This window comes from Pacificimonas pallii, from assembly GCF_019204005.1.
Lineage (GTDB): Bacteria > Pseudomonadota > Alphaproteobacteria > Sphingomonadales > Sphingomonadaceae > Pacificimonas > Pacificimonas pallii.
The window spans coordinates 692,308-710,830 of the sequence record NZ_JAGSPA010000002.1; the positions used below are offsets into that span (position 1 = coordinate 692,308).

Genomic DNA, 18,523 nt, shown 5'->3' on the forward strand with positions numbered 1-18,523 from the left:
ATGTGCGGAATTATTGGAATCATCGGCCAGCGCGATATTGCGCCGGATCTGTTCGACGGCCTGAAACGCCTGGAATATCGCGGCTATGACAGCGCGGGCATCTGCACGCTGCACGACGGCGATCTGAAACGCCGCCGCGCCGAGGGCAAGCTGCGCAATCTGGGTGAGAAACTGCAGGCGGACCCGCTGCCGGGCCAGCTCGGCATCGCGCATACGCGCTGGGCGACGCACGGCGCGCCGACGGTCGACAATGCGCATCCGCACGCGACGGACCATGTCGCGCTGGTGCACAATGGCATCATCGAGAATTTCAAACCGCTGCGCGAAGAACTGGTGGCGGAAGGCCGCACGTTCCTGAGCGAGACGGACAGCGAAGTCGTCACCCATCTGATCAGCCGCGAAGTCGAGAATGGCGCGTCGCCGGAAGAGGCGCTGAAGGCGGTGCTGCCCCGCCTGCGCGGCGCGTTCGCGCTCGCCATCATCTTCAAATCGCATCCCGACATGATGATCGGTGCGCGGCTGGGCTCGCCGCTGGTGGTCGGGCATGGCGAAGATGGCGAGATGTACCTCGGGTCGGACGCCCTGGCGCTGGCCGGGCTGACACAGAAAATCTGCTATTTGGAAGAGGGGGACTGGACCGTCGTCACGCGAGACGGCGCGACCGTTTATGACAAGGATAATCAGCAGGTTGAGCGCGAAGTCTCTACCAGCGGCGCAAGTGCGGCGTCGGTCGAAAAAGGCAATTATCGCCATTTCATGCTGAAGGAAATCTACGAGCAGCCCATCGTGGTCGCCCAGACGCTGCAATCCTATCTGCGCCCGCTGGAAGAGCAGGTTGCCCTGCCCGACATGGAATTCGACCTGTCGACGGTAAAGCGTGTCACCATCGTGGCCTGCGGAACGTCGTCCTATGTCGGGATGGTCGGCAAATATTGGATCGAACAGCTGGCGCGCGTGTCCGTTGAGGTCGATGTGGCATCGGAATACCGGTACCGCGATCCTGTGATCGAGGACGATCATCTGGCGCTGTTCATCTCCCAGTCGGGCGAGACCGCCGACACCCTTGCGGCGCTGCGCCACTGCAAGGACGCCGGTGCCACGACCGCAGGCATCATCAACGTCCCGACGTCGACCATGGCGCGGGAAGCCGATTTGCTGATGCCCACACATGCCGGTCCCGAGATCGGTGTGGCGTCGACAAAGGCGTTCACCTGCCAGCTGGCCGTCATGGCGGCATTCGCCACCAATCTGGCCCGCGCGAAGGGCCGCCTGACACCCGAAGCCGAGAAGGACATTGTGCACCACCTGTCCGAAGTGCCCGCCGCGATGCAGCAGGCGCTGGAGCATGACGAAGAGATCGAGGCGATGGCGGGCACCATCGCAAAGGCACGCGATGTCCTGTATCTGGGCCGCGGCCCGGACTACCCGCTGGCGCTGGAAGGCGCGCTGAAGCTGAAGGAAATCAGCTATATCCACGCCGAAGGCTATGCGTCGGGCGAGATGAAGCACGGTCCCATCGCGCTGATCGACGAGAATGTGCCGCTCATCGTGATTGCACCGTCAGGACCGCTGTTCGAGAAGACCGTCAGCAACATGCACGAAGCGCAGGCGCGCGGGGCGCTGGTGGTGCTGATCTCTGACGCCGAAGGCCTGAAGGAAGCTGGCGACGGCCTGCTCGCGACGATTGAGATGCCGAAGGTTCACCCGCTGATCGCGCCGCTCGTCTATGCCATCCCGGTGCAGCTCTTGGCCTATCACGTTGCCGTCGCCAAGGGCACCGATGTCGACCAGCCGCGAAACCTCGCCAAGTCGGTCACCGTCGAGTGAAGGATTAGCGGCATGACACTGTCGGGCGGATGCCATTGCGGCGCAGTGCGCTTCAAGGTGAACGTCACCGCGCCATTGTCGCTGCTCGACTGTAATTGCTCGATCTGTACGATGACGGGTTATCTGCATCTGATCGTGAATCGCACGGACTTCGCGCTTCAGTCGGGTGCGAATGCGATGAATGATTACCGGTTCAACACCGGTGCGGCGCGGCATTTGTTCTGTTCAAAATGCGGCGTCAAAAGCCATTATATCCCGCGATCCCACCCGGACGGCGTCAGCGTGAATGCACGTTGTCTGGATAAATGGCCGGATCTTGAGACAGAGGTAGAGCCCTATGACGGCCGCGACTGGGAAGCCGCCCGGGCGAAGCTGAAACGCTAGGACCTAGTGATCGCGCCGAACCGGGCGGGTCGGTTCATAGTCGGGCTCTTCCTCCTCATCCAGCGACCCCTGCGCCACGGCGGTGGCCCATGGACGCAGATCCTGAACGGGCTCCAGCATCTGCTGCGCGATCGACAGAACGCGGCCATCCCGCCGCTTGCGGAGAACCTCGAACCCGGCATTGATGAGTGACGCGATATTCTCATTGCGCTGCTTGCCGGACGGTGCGCCGAGCACGATCGCGATCAGCCGCTTGCCATCGCGTTGTGCCGAAGCCGCAAGCGTATAGCCAGACGCATTTGTGTAGCCGGTCTTGATGCCATCGAGGCCAACGAGCTTGCCAAGAAGGCGGTTATGATTGGGAAACCGTTTGCCGTAGAAATTATAGCTCTGCTGAGAGAAAAAAGCGTAATAATGCGGAAACGCCGTGATCAGATGTTTCGACATGATGGCAAGATCGCGCGCCGAGGTTGAATGCGCGGGATTGGGGAGCCCGCTGGCATTGTAGAACGCGGTCTGCGTCATGCCGATATCGCGGGCCTTTTCCGTCATCTTCTGCGCGAAAGCGAGTTCACTTCCCTCGACATGTTCGGCCAGGGCAACGGCAACATCATTGGCTGATTTGGTGGACAAAAGCCGAATGGCTTCCTCAACGGATATCCAGCCACCCTGCCCCAGGCCAAGCTTGGATGGGGGCTGCGCGGCAGCGGCTTTTGAAAAGACGATCCGGTCGTCCATCTTGATCTTGCCCGCGTCGAGTGCCTCGAACGCCAGCATCAGCGTCATCACCTTCGTAATGGACGCGGGATGCCGTGCGGCCTCGGCATTATGGGCATAGAGAACCTCTTCGGTGTCCATATCCATCACAATGGCCGCGTATTTCGGCACCTGGAGCAGTGACCGGGCATGCACCGGGGCCTGAACCAGAAATGACAGCGCCGCCAGCGCCATCATGGTCGTGATTATCCGATGAAGCCGGAAAACCTGCCCGCCAACGGTTTTCGACTGCATATTCCTTGCCTCCATGCTTCCCACATGTGTCTTATGGCGAATAAGACATTAACAGGAAAGAAATCAAAGAGGTGGGAGAGCCGAAACGAGTCGGTTTTGCGACGAACCGATATCAGAAACTCCCCCTCCGGCGTGGTGGAGGGGGAGCTTCTCGGTCAGGCCGCCCTTTTCCTGGCCGCATTGCCGTAAAAGCTCTCGCCCTTTTCGGCCATGTCGCGCAGCATCTGCGGCACCGCGAAACGCTCGCCATGTTCCTGCGCCAGGCGGTCCAGCACGCGGACGACATGCTCGAGGCCAAGTGTGTCCATGTGGCTGAACGGGCCGCCGGTGAAAGGCATGAAACCCCAGCCGAAAATAGCGCCCAAATCGCCGTCTTCCGGCGTCGTCAGCACGCCCTCCTCGAAACAGCGCGCGCATTCGACCAGCTGGCGGAATTTCAGGCGTTCCTGAACTTCCTCGACCTGCGGATCGACGGCACCGTCCTTCGCGGGAAACGCCTCGCGAAGGCCGGGCCATAGCACCTTGCCACGGCCGCCCTCCTCATAGTCGTAATAGCCCTTGCCGTTCTTGCGGCCGTGGCGGCCCTCATCCATCATCTTCTCGACAACGGTATCGGCAGCACCGGATTTATAGGCGTCGCCCATGTCCTTCTTCGTCTGCTGCATCACCTTGTAGCCGAGTTCGATGGAAACCTCGTCAGACACCGCGAGCGGCCCCACCGGCATGCCCATATGCTTGCCCGCATTTTCGATGAGCGCGGGGTTGACGCCTTCACCCAGCAGCGTCGTGCCTTCCTGCACATAGATGCCGAAGCAGCGCGAGGTGTAGAAACCGCGGCTGTCATTGACGACGATCGGCGTCTTGCGAATCTGCGCGACGTAATCGAGCGCCTTGGCGATCGCTTCCGGCCCGGTCTTTTCGCCGACGATAATCTCCACCAGCGGCATTTTTTCGACCGGTGAGAAGAAGTGCACGCCGATGAAATTCTCCGGTTTCGAATGCGCCTTCGCCAGGCCCGTGATGGGCAGCGTCGAGGTATTGGAGCCGAAGATCACGTCCGCGCCGATGACGGCCTCGACTTTTTCGGTCGTTTCGCGCTTGATATCCCGATCCTCGAACACCGCCTCGATAATGAAATCGCAGCCCGCCAAATCAGCGAAATCGGTCGTCGGGTGGATGCGGTCGAGGATCGGCTGGACCTTATCTGCGGACATGCGCTTGCCCAGCTTGTCGCTGGTATAGTTCTTGCCCTTTTCCGCAGCCTCCATCGTGCGATCGAGAAGAACGACGTCCATGCCCGCACGCGCCGACACCATGGCGATCCCGGCGCCCATCATGCCCGCGCCCAGCATGCCCAGCTTCTGCGTCTTCATCGGCGCGATGCCTTCGGGACGGCGCGCACCCTTTTCGGCGGCCTGTTTCGACACGAACAGACTGCGGATCATGTTGCCCGCCTGCGGATCCGCCACCAGTTTCGCGAAATATTTGCTTTCGATGCGCAGCGCCGTGTCCATCGGTAGCTGCGTCCCCTCATAGACCGAACTCAGGATCGCGAAGGGGCCATTCATATTGCCGCTGGTCTGTTTGATCGTCATCGCCGTACCGCCGATAAAGGTCTGGGCAAAGCCGGGGTTCATCGCGCTGGCCGGACCGCCGGGAAATTTGAATTTCTTCTGGTCCCATGGCTGCACGCCGCCCGCCGGATTGGCCTTCACCCACGCCTTGGCCTTCGCGACAATCTGATCGGCGGGCGCCACTTCGTGCACGACACCAAAGCCGAGCGCCTCCTGCGGCGACATGTTCTTGCCCTGGATCAGGTACATCAGCGCGGGCTGCACACCCATCAGTCGCGGCAGCCGCTGCGTCCCGCCCGCGCCCGGCATCAAACCGACCATGACCTCCGGCAGGCCGAGCGCGATCTTCGGATGATCGGCGACCACGCGATAATGACAGGCGAGCGCCACCTCAAGGCCGCCGCCGAGCGCGAGGCCGTTGATCGCGCAGGCGACCGGCTTGCCGCAGGTTTCGAGGTCACGCAGCATTTTGTTGAGCGCGAACACGGCATCGAAAATGGTCGCCATTTTCGATTTGTCCGGCCCGCCGCCACTGTCGCCGCCGCCCGAGAAATTCATGCCCTTGAGGTCGGCACCGGCCATGAAGCCACTCGCCTTGCCCGATGTGATGACCGCGCCCTTGATGGCGTCGTCGCTGGCCAGCTTCCCGATCAGCGCGGACATGTCCGTCTGCAGCTGCTGGTTGATGACGTTCATGGACTGGCCGGGCAGGTCGATGGTCAACAGCGCAATGCCGTCGGCGTCGAGGTCATATGTAATGGTTTCGGTGGAGGTCATTGATATTCTCCGTAAATCTTTATGTTCATCATCCCGAGCGCGCGGGAGGGACGGCACCAAGGCCGCGTTCGGGTCAGACCCGCTCGATGATCGTCGCCGTACCCATGCCCGCGCCCACGCACAGATTGGCAAGCGCCGTGCCCTTGCCGGTGCGCTCAAGCTCGTCGAGCACCGTGCCCAGGATCATCGCGCCCGTCGCGCCGAGAGGGTGACCCATCGCGATCGCGCCGCCATTCACGTTCAGCTTGCCATGGTCGATATTGAGCGCCTGCATGTAGCGCAGCACGACCGAAGCGAACGCCTCATTCAGCTCGTAAATGTCGATGTCATTCACATCCATGCCAGCGCGGTCGAGCGCCTTTCGAGTCACGAATTCCGGCCCCGTCAGCATGATGGTCGGCTCCGACCCGATGCTCGCCATGGCGCGGATCCGGGCCCGCGGCTTCAGGCCGTATTTCTCGCCCATTTCCTTCGTGCCGAGCAGAATACCCGCGGCCCCGTCGACGATGCCGGAGGAATTGCCGCCGTGATGCACGTGATTGATCTTCTCAAGCTCGGGATATTTTTGCAGCACCACATCGTCATAGCCCGGCATCTGCGTGCCGATGCCCTCGAAGCTGGGATTGAGGCCGCCGAGGGACTGCATGTCCGTGCCGGGGCGCATATGCTCGTCATGGTCGAGGACGACCTCGCCGATGACATCCTTCACCGGCACGACCGAGCCCTTGAAATAGCCCTTTTCCCAGGCGGCCGCGGCGCGCTTCTGGGATTCGACGGCATAGGCGTCGGCATCGTCGCGGCTGAAGCCGTATTTGGTCGCGATCAGGTCCGCCGACACGCCCTGCGGCGCGAAATAGCTGTGGAAGTTTACAGCAGGGTCGGTCGCCCAGGCGGCACCGTCGCTGCCCATCGGCACGCGGCTCATCGATTCGACACCGCCGCCGATCGCCATCATCGCTTCGCCCGACATGACTTTCGCGGCGGCCATGTTGGTGGCCTCAAGACCGGAGGCGCAAAAGCGGTTGACCTGCACACCCGCTGTCGTCTGTGCGTAATCGGCGACCATGACCGCTGTGCGGGCAATGTCGCCGCCCTGCTCGCCCACAGGGCTGACGCAGCCGAGCACGACGTCGTCAATATCCGCCGTATCGACGTTCGTGCGGTCCCGCAAAGCCTCCAGCACCTGCGCCGCCAGTTGCACCGGCGTGATTTCATGCAGGGCGCCATTCGGCTTGCCCTTGCCGCGCGGCGTGCGGACGGCGTCGTAGATATAGGCTTCGGTCATAGGGGGATCCTCTCTCATAAAACGAACGCCGTCCCGGCTTATGCCGGGACGGCGGTATTCAGCTACGCCCGGGCGAACATGTCCTCCGGCAGAGCCATCATGCTTTCCGCTCCGGCTTCCAGCTTCCGGCGCAGTGCGCCCGCATCGGGCAGATACCGGTCCATATAGTATCGCGCGGTGATCATCTTAGCCTGATAAAATGGATCGTCTGCCGACCCGTTGGTCAGCTTCGCCTGCGCGGCCCTGGCCATTTTCAGCCACATCAGGCCCAGCGAGACGATGCCCATCAGGTGCAGATAAGGCACGGCCCCCGCGCCGGCATTGTTCGGATTCGCCATGCCATTCTGCATCAGCCACATGGTCGCGGCCTGCAATTCTCCGCCCGCCTTTTCCAGCTTCTCAGCGAGTGGCTTCAGGGCCTCGTCTTCTTTCGCGGACGCGATTTCGTCGTTCATCATCTGCGCGAACTGCATCAGCGCCTTGCCGCCATTGCGGCCCAGCTTGCGCCCCACCAGGTCCATGGCCTGAACGCCGTTGGTGCCCTCGTAAATCTGCGCGATGCGGGCGTCGCGGACATACTGCTCCATGCCCCATTCGGTGACATAGCCGTGGCCGCCATAGACCTGCTGCGCGTTGACGGCGGTTTCAAAGCCCTTGTCGGTGAAATACCCCTTGATCACCGGCGTCAGCAGACCGACGATCTCGTCGGCTTCCGCGCGCTCTTCCTCGGTCTGCGCGCTGTGCGCCAGATCGATCTGCAACGCCGCCCACAGGCTGAGCGCGCGCGCGCCCTCCGTAAAAGCGCGGGCATCCATCAGCATGCGGCGTACATCGGGATGCACCATGATCGTGTCGGCCTTCGCATCGGGATCGGCGACGCCGGTCAGCGCCCGGCCCTGCCGCCGCTCATTGGCGTAGGTGACAGCGTTCTGATAGGCGACCTCGCCCTGGCTCAGCCCCTGAATGCCGACACCAAGCCGCGCCGCGTTCATCATGATGAACATGGCCGCCAGCCCTTTTTCGGGTTCGCCGACCAGATAACCGGTCGCATCGTCATAGTTCATGACGCAGGTGGCATTGCCGTGAATGCCCATCTTCTCCTCGATGGAGCCGCACATGACGCCGTTGCGCGCGCCGGGCGAGCCGTCTTCGTTGACGATGAATTTCGGGACGATGAACAGCGAGATGCCCTTCACATCGTCGGGTGCGCCCTCGCGCTTCGCCAGCACCAGGTGGATGATGTTCGACGCCAGATCATGCTCACCGGCGGAAATGAAGATCTTCTGGCCGGTAATACGATAGCTGCCATCGCCATTATCAACGGCCTTGGTGCGAATGAGGCCGAGATCGGTACCGCAATGCGGCTCCGTCAGGTTCATGGTCCCCGTCCATTCGCCGGAGATCATCTTCGGCATGTAAGTCTGCTTCTGCTCGTCGGAGCCCTTCACATTGATCGCCGCGATCGCGCCCGCCGTGAGGCCGGGATACATGCCGAACGCCATATTGCCCGACGACATATATTCCTCGAACGCCATGGAGACGATATGCGGCAGGCCCTGTCCGCCATATTCGGGATTCTGACCCAGCGTGCCCCAGCCGCCCTCGACGAACTTGTCGTAGGCTTCCTTGAAACCGGTCGGCGTCGTTACGCTGCCATCCTCATGGCGCGTGCAGCCCTCGTGATCGCCCACCTGATTGAGCGGAAACATGACCTCGGACACGAACTTGCCGCCCTCTTCCAGGACCGCGTTGATCGTATCGGTATCGGCATTCGCGAAGCCCGGCAGGTTCGCGTATTTTTCCAGATTGAGGACGTCCGACATGACGAACTGCGTGTCGCGGACGGGGGCGGTGTAACTAGGCATTCGAATGGGTTCCTTGTCTGGGCGCGTCAGGCATGTCCTGAACCGCGCCTATGAACGATTGAAGGTCGGTAATGGTCTCGTCGATATCGGTGCGCTGGCTTTCGAGGGCGGCCACGCGCTCGCGGCATTTTTCAACGAGGGCGCTGCGCTGCTTCGCCGGGCCGCCGCTTTTGTAGATATCGAGAAGGTCGCGGATTTCCGCCAGGCTGAATCCCACCCGCTTGCCGCGCAGGATCCAGCCGAGGCGCGCCCGGTCGCGTTTGGAATAGATACGGTTCTGCCCCGCGCGCTTCGGCGCCAGCAATCCCTCCGCCTCATAATAACGGATGGTGCGGGCGGTGACATCATATTCGCGTGACAGCTCAGCGATCGTGAAAGACTCCTGTCCGGCAGGTTCAAGATCGGCGGTCAGGGCTGTTCTCGGCATTCTGTCTTTATAGTTTACGCTGACGTAAACGTCAAGCTAACGTCCCAAGGTGGCGATGTCCCGATTATGGTGGATATGGCGCCCCTGCCCCGGCGCGCCGATCAATGCGACGAGCGCGGCGGCGACGCGCTCCGCCGCGATTGCGCGGTAGCGCGACAGACGGCCATGAAGGAAAAGATTCAGGACGGGTGCGAGAATGGCCCCCGCACGCTCGGCGGCCCGAAATTCGCCGCGATCGCCAAGCAGCAGGCCGGGACGGATGATGTCGAGACGCCCGAACCGCAAGGACGCCAGACCCGCCTCCGTATCGCCTTTCATCGCCAGATATCTGTTCGATGCCGACGGACGGGCACCCACTGAACTGACGTGCAGGAACTGGCGCGCGCCGGCGCGCTTCGCGGCCGCGGCGAATGCAAGCACATAGCCGGTATCGATCTTGCGGAACTCTTCCCAGCTGCCCGCCTTGCCGATCGTACTGCCAAGGCAGCAGATCGCGACGTCGCACCGCGCTCCCTCCATGTCGACGTCAGGCAGGGTATCAAAATCGATCAGGCGCTCGCATGCGCGCCCGCTTTCCCGCCTGACGAGAGACGTAAGCTGGACATTATTGTCAGCGCGCAGACGCCGCGCGGCGCCGCGTCCAACAAGACCGGTACCGCCGATCATCCAGACATTAGTCAAAACGAAGCCGATCGCCATCAACCCGCCGGTAGAAGCAGCTCCGCCGGCCGGTGTGGCATGCAGGCCCGTAAGCCTTCACCTTCATCCACACGGCGTCCTGGTCGCAATCGACGCGTAATTCGATGACAGTCAGAACATTCCCGCTCGTTTCACCCTTCATCCATAATCTGCCGCGCGAGCGGGACCAGAAATGCGCCCTGCCGGTTTCCTGCGTCCTTTGAAACGCTTCGGCGTTCATATGTGCGAGCATGAGGAGCCCGCCATCTGCCGCGTCGGTGGCGACGGCGGTGACAAGTCCATTCGCGTCGAATTTCAGGTTCAGCGCCCGGCTTTCCTCATCTTCACCCATCACGGAAATTTCCCTTATGCATTTGCTATCTTTCTGTTTTTGTGCTTATCCGAGGCGTCTTTGTATTGTTGCGTTTCCTGTTTCTTAACCTGAAAAAGGAGAGCCAAATATGAAAAACCTGAGTTTCATATCCGCAACATGTCTCGCGCTCGCCGCTATTGGAGCGCCTGCACATGCCGCCATCACCCCATTCGTCCAAAATGTGTCAGGGTCTATTGACGACGCCGTTTTTTCGTCGCCAGGCAGCCTGATCGCGTCGGTGCCGATTCTTTGGCAGGGTCCCGCGCCCACAGGTGATGATCTTAACGATATTCCTGTGTTCATTTCCCTGGATCTGACCCTGTTCGAACAATTCACTGCCGCGGATTCCGGATCGACGTTCATCGGCAATCAGTTCCTTGTGGAGACGCAGGAAGACAGCGCGGGTGTGTTCGGATTTCCCCCGCCGAGCCCACCGGTCAATGTTGGCGGCGGTCCATTCGATATCGTTATCGGTGAGAGGTACGAGTTTACCTTTACCGAGACTTTCGAATTGGCGTTCACGATCGATATTGATCCTGCATTCGCGTTTGCAACCGACCCATTATTCCTTCTGAATGTCATCGCCAATTCTCCGGACCTCGACCGCGATGCGCAAGTGGGTGCGACCACGATCGTCTCTTTTGACGGAACGGTTGAGATTGGGCCCCGCCTTGCGGTTCCCGCGCCGCCCATATTTGCACTGTTGGGATTGGGCGTGCTTGGTCTGGCGCTGCGCCGCCGTGGAAGACAAGTGGGCTGGTATGCGTCCGGGGCGCTGCGCAGCCCTAATGCCGCCGCAGCGCCTCGATCAACTCATCTTTCGACATGCTGGAGCGGCCCTTGATTCCGATCTCCTGCGCGTCTTCATATAGTTCATCTTTTGTGCGCTTTTCATAGGGGCGATTGTCATGGTCGACACTGCCTGCCGCCTGGGCATTGGCGATGCGTGCCGCCTTTTCCTTTGATGCACCCTCTTCGCGAAGCGCCTGATACGTCCTGTCGTTCTTAATGGACGGCCCGTGATCTTTTGCCATTTCGAAACCAGTCTCCTTTCCCGACGCTCAACGCATGAGGATGGCTTTGGTGACAAGCGGCGATGGCCACCCTATATGCCGACTGTCCACAGCGTTTCGGGGCCGTCCCTAATATGTTTACCACGCATCCTTTCGATGACGACAAGCTGCGCGAAGAGTGCGGTGTTTTTGGTGTCTATGGCACCGAGGGGGCAGCCGCGGTCGCCGCGCTCGGCCTGCATGCCCTGCAGCATCGCGGGCAGGAAGCGGCGGGCATTACGAGCTTTGACGGAAAACTGTTCCATACCAAGCGCGAGATGGGACATGTCGCCGGTAATTTCGATTCCGAAGACGCGATTCGCCAGCTGCCCGGCCACACGGCAATTGGCCATGTCCGCTATTCCACGACCGGTGAAACGGCGATGCGCAACGTCCAGCCCCTGTTCGCCGAGCTATCGTCGGGCGGCTTCGCGGTGGCGCATAATGGCAATATCTCAAACGCGCTGCACCTGAGAAAGGCGCTGAACCGCCGCGGGTCCATCTTTCAATCGACGAGCGACACCGAGGTCCTGATCCATCTGGTCGCCACCTCCGCCTATCGACCGCCGCTCGACCGGTTCATCGACGCGCTGAAACAGGTGGAGGGCGCCTATTCGCTGGTCTGCCTTACCCCCGAAGGCATGATCGCCTGCCGCGACCCGCTCGGCATTCGCCCGCTCGTGCTGGGACGCCTTGAGGAAAGCCTCATCGTCGCTTCGGAAACCGTTGCCCTCGACATTGTCGGCGCGACGTTCATCCGGCAGATCGATCCCGGCGAAATGCTGGTCATCAACGAAAAAGGCATGCGCAGCCTCCGTCCCTTCGGCGACCGCGACGCCCGCCCCTGCGTTTTCGAACATGTGTATTTTTCCAGGCCCGACAGCGTGCTCGATGGCAATAGTGTCTATCAGGTGCGCAAGAATATCGGCGCTGAACTGGCCAAGGAAGGCCCGGTCGACGCGGATATCGTCATCCCTGTCCCCGATAGCGGAAACCCGGCGGCGCTCGGCTTTGCGCAGGAATCGCTCATCCCCTTCGAACAGGGGATTATCCGTTCACATTATGTCGGACGTACCTTCATCCAGCCGGGCCAGGGCATTCGCGACCTGTCGGTAAAGCTGAAACACAATGCCAATCGCGGCCTGGTCGAAGGCAAGCGTATCATCCTCGTAGACGACAGCATTGTCCGCGGCACGACCAGCCTGAAAATCGTACAGATGATGCGCGATGCGGGCGCGAAGGAAGTACATATGCGCATCGCCAGCCCGCCGACGCGCAATCCCTGCTTCTATGGCGTCGATACGCCCGACCGGTCAAAACTGCTGGCCGCGCAGATGGACGTGGAGCGCATGCGCAGCTTCATCAAGGCGGATACGCTGGCCTTTATCAGTGTCGATGGACTGTACCGCGCGCTGGGCGAAGAGGAGCGGTCCGATCAGAAGCCGCAATATTGCGATGCGTGTTTCACGGGCGCTTATCCCACGTCGCTGACCGACCAGAGCGACGAGGAAGGCCCCGACCAGTTCAGCCTGCTGACGGGGCAAGCTGCGGAGTAAACGCCGCGAATTGCGCATGAGCGGAGCAGAAACGGACGGCACATGATGACGGATATCGACAAGAAACCCCTGGCCCTGGTGACAGGCGCATCGCGCGGCATCGGCGCTGCGACGGCAAAGGCGCTGGCGGCGAAGGGCTATCATGTCCTGCTGACGGCGCGCACCGATGGCGGGCTGGAGGAGGTCGATGACGACATCCACGCGGCGGGCGGGACGGCAACGCTGGCCCCGTTCGATCTGAGTGATTTCGAGGCGATCGACCGGCTGGCGCAAGCGGTTGCGGGGCGCTGGGAACGGCTGGATGCGCTCGTCATGAACGCGGCCATGCTGGGCGATATGACGCCCCTGTCCCATGTCGATGCGGATGCGTTCGAGGCGCTTTTCAAACTGAATGTCACTGCCAATTTCAGGCTGCTGAAGGCGTTCGACCCGCTGCTGAGAGCGGCGCCGCATGCGGATGTGATTGCGCTCACATCATCAGTCGCGAACGAGCCGCGCGCCTTCTGGGGGCCCTATGCCGCGTCAAAGGCGGCGCTGGCCAATCTGACGGAGACCTACGGCGCGGAGATGGACGGGCTGGCGGACGTGAAGGTGCATGTCGTCGACCCCAAGGGCACCGCAACAAGCATGCGGGCGTCCGCCTTTCCGGGTGAAGATCCATCCACGCTGCGCACGCCCGAAGACGTCGCCAGCGAGATTTTGGCGCTGCTGCGCATTAGCGGCTGACGCCGAGACTGACAGGCGACCAGCCGATCCCGTCACTGCCAGCGCCCGCGGGAAGATAGCGAACGATCCTGCCGGTTGCGAAATCTACCTCGGCAATGCGCGCATTGGCCGTCTCCGCGGCGAAGAGCCGTTTGCCGTCGCGAGACCAGATCAAGGTCACCTGCCGCGTATCGGCATTGCCGCCGATCTTGATCGTACGGACTTTCTCGCGCTTCGCCACGTCGATCACGGACACGCTGCCATCGACCAGGTCGCTGGTCACGGCCCATTTCCCATCAGGCGAAATGGCGAGGCGGATCGGCATTCGTCCGACATCGATACTGGCGAGGCGGTCGCCGCTATCGGGGTCGAGGACGTAGACGGTGTTGGAGGCGCGGTTGGCAACCCACAGCTCCTTGCCGTCCGGGGTCAGGGCGATGCCCTCGGGCTCTTCAGCCGCATCGAAATCACCGATCTTCTCGCCCCGGGCGAGGTCGATCACGGTGACGCTTTTGTCCTGCAGGTTGGAGACATAGGCCCGGGCGCGCCGTTCATCGAAGGCGAGCATGTGGCTGCCCGCCTGACCAGTGGAAATGGCGGCGGCGTCTTCGCAATCGGAGGTCACCATGGTCAAGGTCCTGCTGCCCTCGGTCGTGGCCAGAATGACATTCACACTGGTCCAGACAATGCCGTGCGGACGCAGATTCGCGCCGAGGCTGCACGTGCCGATCTTCTTCGCCTTTGCGACGTCGAACAGATCGAGCGTGTTGCCGCCATAGGCGACGACCATGGCGCGCGTGCCATCGGGGGAGACGGCCACCTCATGCGGCATGGGCCCGGTCGCGACCTCCGCGACTTCCGCGCCGCTTGCGAGGTCGATGAAACTGACCGTGTTCGCCTCTTTATTGCCGACGATGAGCGTGGCGGCGCTGGCCGCGGTGGTCAGCAGGCTGGCGGCGGCGAGAGACAGAAGCGTTTTCATAAGCGGAAGGCTAGCACAGCCCCTGCCCCGCCGTGAAAGGGAATCCTTGCCGCGGGCAAATTTCCATGGGGTGTTCAGCCCCCAGGGTTGCGCTAGGGAGGCGGGCGTGAGCAGCGACGACACCATCCACCCCCTCCGCATCCCGAATTTCCGCGCATTCTGGTTCACGCGGCTGGCGATGACGCTGGCGCAATATGCCATGATGCTGATCATCGGCTGGCAGACGTATAACATCGCGCGCGACGGCGGGATGAGCGTGGCGGGGGCGTCGGGGCAATTGGCGCTGATCGGCCTTTTGCAGTTCCTGCCGCTTTTTTTTCTGACGCCGTTTTCCGGCCTTGCGGCGGATCGTCTGGACCGCCGCACGGTCGGCAAGGTGACAATGGCGATGCAGGCTGTCTGCGCAGCTATATTGGCGGTGTTCACGCAGGCGGATGCGATGACCCTGCCCGTGCTGTTTTCGATTGCCGTCGTCCTGGGCATTGTGCGCGCGTTCACAGGACCGGCACTCAGCTCGCTGGCACCGAACCTGGTGCCGAAAGCCGTTTTGCCCAACGCCATCGCGCTGAGTTCGATTTCATGGCAGTCGGGCGCCATTATCGGCCCGGCCATTGGCGGCTATTTCTATGAGGTCGCACCGGCGCTGCCCTATGCCATTGGCTGCGGCCTGTTCATCACGGCGTTCATCGCGCTGAGCCGGATCGGCAAGGTCCCGCGCCCGGCGATCACCGGTACAAAGCGGCCCATCGGTCAGATCGTCGACGGGCTGGCCTATGTCCGGAAGAACAAGATCGTGCTGGGGTCGATCACGCTCGACCTGTTCGCGGTGTTTCTGGCGGGCGCGACGGCGCTGTTTCCGGTCTATGCACGCGACATATTGCACGTCGGCGCAAGCGGGCTGAGCCAGCTGGCCGCCGCCCCGGCGGCAGGCGCGGCGCTGACCGCTTTATGGTTCAGTTTTCGCCCGCTGAAGACCGGCGTGGGGCCAAAAATGCTGGGTGCAGTTGCCATATTCGCCGTGGCCACCATCATCTTCGCGTTCAGCACGCTGATGGCATTATCACTGGCGGCGCTGTTCGTCATCGGCGCGGCGGATATGTTCAGCGTCTATATCCGCAGCTCGCTGATCCAGCTGCATACGCCGGACGAGAAGCGCGGCCGGGTGAATGCCGTGTCGCAGATGACGATCAGCGCATCGAACGAGCTTGGCGATGCGTTTTCAGGGACGCTTGCCTATCTGCTCGGTCCCGTTGCGGCCGTCGCGATTGGCGGACTGGGTGCGTTGGCGGTGGTGGGCGGGTATCTTGGCCTGTTCCCGGAACTTCGCCGCGCACGAACCTTTGATCCGCCAGATGAAATCACCGATATAGTCCCCGACAAGAAACCATCCGGAGAGCCCACATGATCGCCGACAGCATCCTGGCCACGATTGGCAACACACCGCACATTCACATGAAACGCCTGTTCCCGGGCCACGATGTCTGGATCAAGTCGGAACGCGGCAATCCCGGCGGCTCCATCAAGGACCGCATCGCGCTTGCCATGGTCGAGGACGCGGAAGCCTCCGGCGCGCTGAAGCCCGGCGGCACGATCATCGAACCGACATCGGGCAATACCGGCATCGGCCTTGCCATGGTCGCGGCGGTGAAGGGCTATAAGCTCGTCCTCGTTATGCCGGAAAGCATGTCCGTCGAGCGGCGCCGGCTGATGCTGGCCTATGGCGCTAGCTTCGACCTGACCGACAAGGCAAAGGGCATGAAGGGCGCCATCGAGCGCGCCATCGAGCTGGTCGAAGACACGCCGGACGCATGGATGCCGCAGCAGTTCGACAATCCATCGAATGTGGACGTACACACGAAGACCACGGCGCTGGAAATCCTGAAAGATTTTGGCGATAATCCGCTGGACGCAATGATTACCGGCGTCGGCACCGGCGGGCATATCACAGGTTGCGCGGAAGTGCTGAAGCCGGAAATGCCGGGCCTGCAGGTGCTGGCCGTGGAGCCGACGCTGTCGCCGGTCATCTCTGGCGGCCAGCCCGGACCGCATCCCATTCAGGGCATCGGCGCGGGCTTCATCCCCGGCAATCTGCACACGTCCAGCATAGACGGTGCGATCAAGGTGGATCCCGACGATGCAAAGGAAATGGCGCGCCGCTGTGCCCGTGAAGAAGGCATGCTGGTCGGCATTTCATCCGGGGCGACACTGGCCGCCATCGCGCAATGGCTGGAAGCGCAGGACGGGCCGAAGCGCGTTCTCGGTTTCAATTACGATACTGGCGAGCGCTATCTGAGCGTCGCGGACTTCCTGCCAACGGAATAGACTGGACGGCCAAGGGCGCTGCCGCGATTCAGGCAGCGCGCACAGCCCTTTCCGGCGCGGCGACCCTGTCGGCGAGTACGTATAGAATCGTGTTTTCGCGTTCTATGCGTTGTTCCAGCATGTCAAATATCTGTTTTGTTTCCAGGCGGAAGCCGGACCAGTTGCGCCTGATATCGACGATATTGCGCCAGCGTTCGATGAAGATATCGAAATCATGCCCGATACGGCCAATTTCATTGCGGAACCGGCGCGCCGTCTCGGCAATCTCCGCATCGTCGGAATTTATCATCCGCGGGTAGAGATCCTTGTTCTCCCGCACGAGATGCCTGCGAAGCCCGCCCGACAATTTCGCGAGCAGCAGGCCAAGTTCAAAGGCTTCGTCAGCCCCCGGCTCGCTGCCGATATTGTCAATCCGCGCGCCGATACCCTGAATGAGCGTCAGGGTGCTCTCATGCTGCCGACGTAGTTTTACCATATCGCTCATTGGGCTCACCTCACGGGATAGAGCCCGGGGTTCATAAACCTTACCGCTTACAAAGCGGTAAATTCGCCGTGACGACGGTGCCTAGCGCGCCTTGATCGCGTCCCGCGCCAGCGGCAGGCCGAGGATCAGGCCGCACAGGAAACCGCCGACATGCGCCCAGATCGCGATGCCGCCGCCGCTGCCATCGTTGAAAACATAGCCGATGCCGAGTTGCAGGATGATCCAGACGGCGGCCAGTTTGAGGGCCTGCGTGCGTTCCGTCGCACCGCCTTCCCGCCTGCCGAAAATCATCGCATGGGCCGCGAATATGCCTGCGATGGAGCCGGAGGCCCCGACATGGGGGATGACGGACCCGGGGTCGAGCGCCACCTCAAGGACGGCACCCGCCACGCCGCTGACGACGTACAGTGCGACAAAACGACCTGTCCCCAGAAGGTTTTCAACGAACCTGCCGATAAAGATCAGGAAGACCATATTGAGGAAAAGGTGACCGAAGTCGGCATGCGCGAACTGCATTGTGATCGGCGTCAGATACGCCGGCACGAAAAAGCCCTGCGCGACGATCTCGCCCGTCAGGCGCGCCGGGATAAGCGATAATTGGCCGCCAATATTGGCAAGCGGCAGGAAAATATCGACAAGCCAGAACAGCACGCACAGACCGGCCAGCGCACTTGTCGCCGGCGCAGTCTGAATCAGCGTGGGTTTGCTATTTAAATGCAATCGCGGCGATTTCGTAATATTTCTCGCCCGATGGCGTCGCAACCTCGACCTCGTCACCCTTGCGGCGACCGATCAATGCGCGGCCGAGCGGCGAGGTATATGAGATACGCCCCGCCTTTGCGTCCGCCTCGTAGGGGCCGACGATCTGATAGGTGACGGGCTTGTCATCCTCGTCGAGGAGTTCCACCGTCGCCGCGAACACGACCTTGTCGCCCGTCAGGTCGGCGGGGTCGATGATCTGCGCACGGCTGATCTTGTCCTCAAGATCGGTGATCTGGGCTTCGACCTGGCCCTGACGCTCCTTCGCGGCATGATATTCGGCGTTCTCGGACAGATCGCCATGCGCCCGCGCCTCTTCAATGGCCGCGACGATCTGGTGCCGCTCCGTATTCTTCAGTTTGTTCAGCTCTGCTGTCATCCGGTCATAGCCGTCACGCAACATGGGCGTTTTTTCGAGCGTAGCCATGCGCTTAATCCCTCATAGCAAAAGACAACCTGTCC

At 61.6% G+C, this 18,523-nt stretch carries 19 protein-coding genes; 7 read left to right on the top strand and 12 right to left on the bottom strand.

Features of this window, described 5'->3' with window-relative positions:
* Together glmS and KCG44_RS08455 are read left to right on the top strand one after the other, a co-directional pair.
* The gene (gene glmS, locus KCG44_RS08450) at positions 1-1,827 is read left to right on the top strand and encodes a glutamine--fructose-6-phosphate transaminase (isomerizing) (protein WP_218445569.1); all 1,827 of its coding nucleotides are present in this window, start codon (positions 1-3) and stop codon (positions 1,825-1,827) included.
* A gap of 12 nt (positions 1,828-1,839) precedes the next feature.
* A complete protein-coding gene (locus KCG44_RS08455) occupies positions 1,840-2,211 on the top strand; it encodes a GFA family protein (RefSeq protein WP_218445570.1) in 372 nt (123 codons plus the stop codon).
* Positions 2,212-2,214: 3 nt separating this feature from the next.
* Here KCG44_RS08455 and KCG44_RS08460 read toward each other — a convergent pair whose 3' ends face one another.
* The 7 genes from KCG44_RS08460 to hisI all read right to left on the bottom strand — a co-directional run bounded on the left by KCG44_RS08460 (position 2,215) and on the right by hisI (position 10,180).
* A complete protein-coding gene (locus KCG44_RS08460) occupies positions 2,215-3,222 on the bottom strand; it encodes a D-alanyl-D-alanine carboxypeptidase family protein (RefSeq protein WP_218445571.1) in 1,008 nt (335 codons plus the stop codon).
* Positions 3,223-3,377: 155 nt separating this feature from the next.
* Positions 3,378-5,573: a 3-hydroxyacyl-CoA dehydrogenase NAD-binding domain-containing protein gene (locus KCG44_RS08465; RefSeq protein WP_218445573.1), complete on the bottom strand. Its 2,196-nt coding sequence runs from the start codon at positions 5,571-5,573 to the stop codon at positions 3,378-3,380.
* 73 nt (positions 5,574-5,646) lie between these two features.
* Positions 5,647-6,858 (bottom strand): acetyl-CoA C-acetyltransferase, encoded by a 1,212-nt coding sequence (locus tag KCG44_RS08470; protein WP_218445574.1) that lies wholly within the window; start codon positions 6,856-6,858, stop codon positions 5,647-5,649.
* Positions 6,859-6,920: 62 nt separating this feature from the next.
* On the bottom strand, positions 6,921-8,723 hold the full coding sequence (locus KCG44_RS08475) for an acyl-CoA dehydrogenase C-terminal domain-containing protein (RefSeq protein WP_218445575.1): 1,803 nt from the start codon (positions 8,721-8,723) through the stop codon (positions 6,921-6,923).
* Entirely contained in the window at positions 8,716-9,150 is a 435-nt protein-coding gene (locus tag KCG44_RS08480) for a MerR family transcriptional regulator (RefSeq protein ID WP_218445576.1), read from the bottom strand. Before KCG44_RS08480 ends, KCG44_RS08475 begins: the two co-directional genes overlap by 8 nt.
* A 36-nt stretch (positions 9,151-9,186) precedes the next feature.
* Positions 9,187-9,849: an NAD(P)H-binding protein gene (locus KCG44_RS08485; RefSeq protein WP_218445577.1), complete on the bottom strand. Its 663-nt coding sequence runs from the start codon at positions 9,847-9,849 to the stop codon at positions 9,187-9,189.
* Entirely contained in the window at positions 9,824-10,180 is a 357-nt protein-coding gene (hisI, locus tag KCG44_RS08490; protein ID WP_218445579.1) for a phosphoribosyl-AMP cyclohydrolase, read from the bottom strand. The genes KCG44_RS08485 and hisI overlap by 26 nt, the downstream gene beginning before the upstream one ends.
* A gap of 109 nt (positions 10,181-10,289) precedes the next feature.
* On the opposite strand from hisI, the gene KCG44_RS08495 reads away from it, so the two are divergent.
* Entirely contained in the window at positions 10,290-11,045 is a 756-nt protein-coding gene (locus KCG44_RS08495; protein ID WP_218445580.1) for a hypothetical protein, read from the top strand.
* Here the strand turns inward: KCG44_RS08495 and KCG44_RS08500 are convergent.
* Entirely contained in the window at positions 10,987-11,235 is a 249-nt protein-coding gene (locus KCG44_RS08500) for a Rho termination factor N-terminal domain-containing protein (protein ID WP_218445581.1), read from the bottom strand. The genes KCG44_RS08495 and KCG44_RS08500 overlap by 59 nt on opposite strands.
* Before the next feature lie 113 nt (positions 11,236-11,348).
* On the opposite strand from KCG44_RS08500, the gene purF reads away from it, so the two are divergent.
* Together purF and KCG44_RS08510 are read left to right on the top strand one after the other, a co-directional pair.
* Positions 11,349-12,809, top strand: coding sequence for an amidophosphoribosyltransferase (purF, locus tag KCG44_RS08505; protein WP_218445582.1), 1,461 nt, complete (start codon positions 11,349-11,351; stop codon positions 12,807-12,809).
* A 45-nt stretch (positions 12,810-12,854) separates the two neighbouring features.
* Positions 12,855-13,535: an SDR family NAD(P)-dependent oxidoreductase gene (locus KCG44_RS08510; RefSeq protein ID WP_218445675.1), complete on the top strand. Its 681-nt coding sequence runs from the start codon at positions 12,855-12,857 to the stop codon at positions 13,533-13,535.
* Here KCG44_RS08510 and KCG44_RS08515 read toward each other — a convergent pair.
* Positions 13,525-14,496, bottom strand: coding sequence for a YncE family protein (locus tag KCG44_RS08515; RefSeq protein ID WP_218445584.1), 972 nt, complete (start codon positions 14,494-14,496; stop codon positions 13,525-13,527). The two genes, KCG44_RS08510 and KCG44_RS08515, sit on opposite strands and share 11 nt — an antisense overlap.
* Positions 14,497-14,602: 106 nt before the next feature.
* Between KCG44_RS08515 and KCG44_RS08520 the strand changes: the two genes are divergently transcribed.
* Positions 14,603-15,901, top strand: coding sequence for an MFS transporter (locus tag KCG44_RS08520; protein WP_369411952.1), 1,299 nt, complete (start codon positions 14,603-14,605; stop codon positions 15,899-15,901).
* A complete protein-coding gene (gene cysK / locus KCG44_RS08525) occupies positions 15,898-16,818 on the top strand; it encodes a cysteine synthase A (protein WP_218445586.1) in 921 nt (306 codons plus the stop codon). Before KCG44_RS08520 ends, cysK begins: the two co-directional genes overlap by 4 nt.
* A gap of 28 nt (positions 16,819-16,846) precedes the next feature.
* Here the strand turns inward: cysK and KCG44_RS08530 are convergent, their stop codons facing one another.
* From KCG44_RS08530 to greA, 3 genes are all read right to left on the bottom strand, one after another.
* On the bottom strand, positions 16,847-17,302 hold the full coding sequence (locus tag KCG44_RS08530) for a hemerythrin domain-containing protein (RefSeq protein ID WP_218445587.1): 456 nt from the start codon (positions 17,300-17,302) through the stop codon (positions 16,847-16,849).
* Positions 17,303-17,383: 81 nt separating this feature from the next.
* Positions 17,384-18,022, bottom strand: a complete 639-nt coding sequence (locus KCG44_RS08535; RefSeq protein WP_218445588.1) for a rhomboid family intramembrane serine protease — start codon at positions 18,020-18,022, stop codon at positions 17,384-17,386.
* Positions 18,009-18,488 (bottom strand): transcription elongation factor GreA, encoded by a 480-nt coding sequence (gene greA, locus KCG44_RS08540; protein ID WP_218445590.1) that lies wholly within the window; start codon positions 18,486-18,488, stop codon positions 18,009-18,011. The genes KCG44_RS08535 and greA overlap by 14 nt, the downstream gene beginning before the upstream one ends.
* Between the last annotated feature and the right edge of the window lie 35 nt (positions 18,489-18,523).

Excerpts from the sequence above, each read along its gene's own strand:
- purF (WP_218445582.1), top strand. The coding sequence starts at position 11,349 with ATGTTTACCACGCATCCTTTCGATGACGACAAGCTGCGCGAAGAGTGC.
- KCG44_RS08495 (WP_218445580.1), top strand. The coding sequence starts at position 10,290 with ATGAAAAACCTGAGTTTCATATCCGCAACATGTCTCGCGCTCGCCGCT.
- KCG44_RS08510 (WP_218445675.1), top strand. The coding sequence starts at position 12,855 with ATGACGGATATCGACAAGAAACCCCTGGCCCTGGTGACAGGCGCATCG.
- glmS (WP_218445569.1), top strand. The coding sequence starts at position 1 with ATGTGCGGAATTATTGGAATCATCGGCCAGCGCGATATTGCGCCGGAT.
- KCG44_RS08480 (WP_218445576.1), bottom strand. The coding sequence starts at position 9,150 with ATGCCGAGAACAGCCCTGACCGCCGATCTTGAACCTGCCGGACAGGAG.
- greA (WP_218445590.1), bottom strand. The coding sequence starts at position 18,488 with ATGGCTACGCTCGAAAAAACGCCCATGTTGCGTGACGGCTATGACCGG.
- KCG44_RS08530 (WP_218445587.1), bottom strand. The coding sequence starts at position 17,302 with ATGAGCGATATGGTAAAACTACGTCGGCAGCATGAGAGCACCCTGACG.
- KCG44_RS08465 (WP_218445573.1), bottom strand. The coding sequence starts at position 5,573 with ATGACCTCCACCGAAACCATTACATATGACCTCGACGCCGACGGCATT.
- KCG44_RS08470 (WP_218445574.1), bottom strand. The coding sequence starts at position 6,858 with ATGACCGAAGCCTATATCTACGACGCCGTCCGCACGCCGCGCGGCAAG.
- KCG44_RS08455 (WP_218445570.1), top strand. The coding sequence starts at position 1,840 with ATGACACTGTCGGGCGGATGCCATTGCGGCGCAGTGCGCTTCAAGGTG.
- KCG44_RS08515 (WP_218445584.1), bottom strand. The coding sequence starts at position 14,496 with ATGAAAACGCTTCTGTCTCTCGCCGCCGCCAGCCTGCTGACCACCGCG.
- KCG44_RS08485 (WP_218445577.1), bottom strand. The coding sequence starts at position 9,849 with ATGGCGATCGGCTTCGTTTTGACTAATGTCTGGATGATCGGCGGTACC.
- hisI (WP_218445579.1), bottom strand. The coding sequence starts at position 10,180 with ATGGGTGAAGATGAGGAAAGCCGGGCGCTGAACCTGAAATTCGACGCG.
- KCG44_RS08475 (WP_218445575.1), bottom strand. The coding sequence starts at position 8,723 with ATGCCTAGTTACACCGCCCCCGTCCGCGACACGCAGTTCGTCATGTCG.
- KCG44_RS08460 (WP_218445571.1), bottom strand. The coding sequence starts at position 3,222 with ATGCAGTCGAAAACCGTTGGCGGGCAGGTTTTCCGGCTTCATCGGATA.
- KCG44_RS08500 (WP_218445581.1), bottom strand. The coding sequence starts at position 11,235 with ATGGCAAAAGATCACGGGCCGTCCATTAAGAACGACAGGACGTATCAG.
- cysK (WP_218445586.1), top strand. The coding sequence starts at position 15,898 with ATGATCGCCGACAGCATCCTGGCCACGATTGGCAACACACCGCACATT.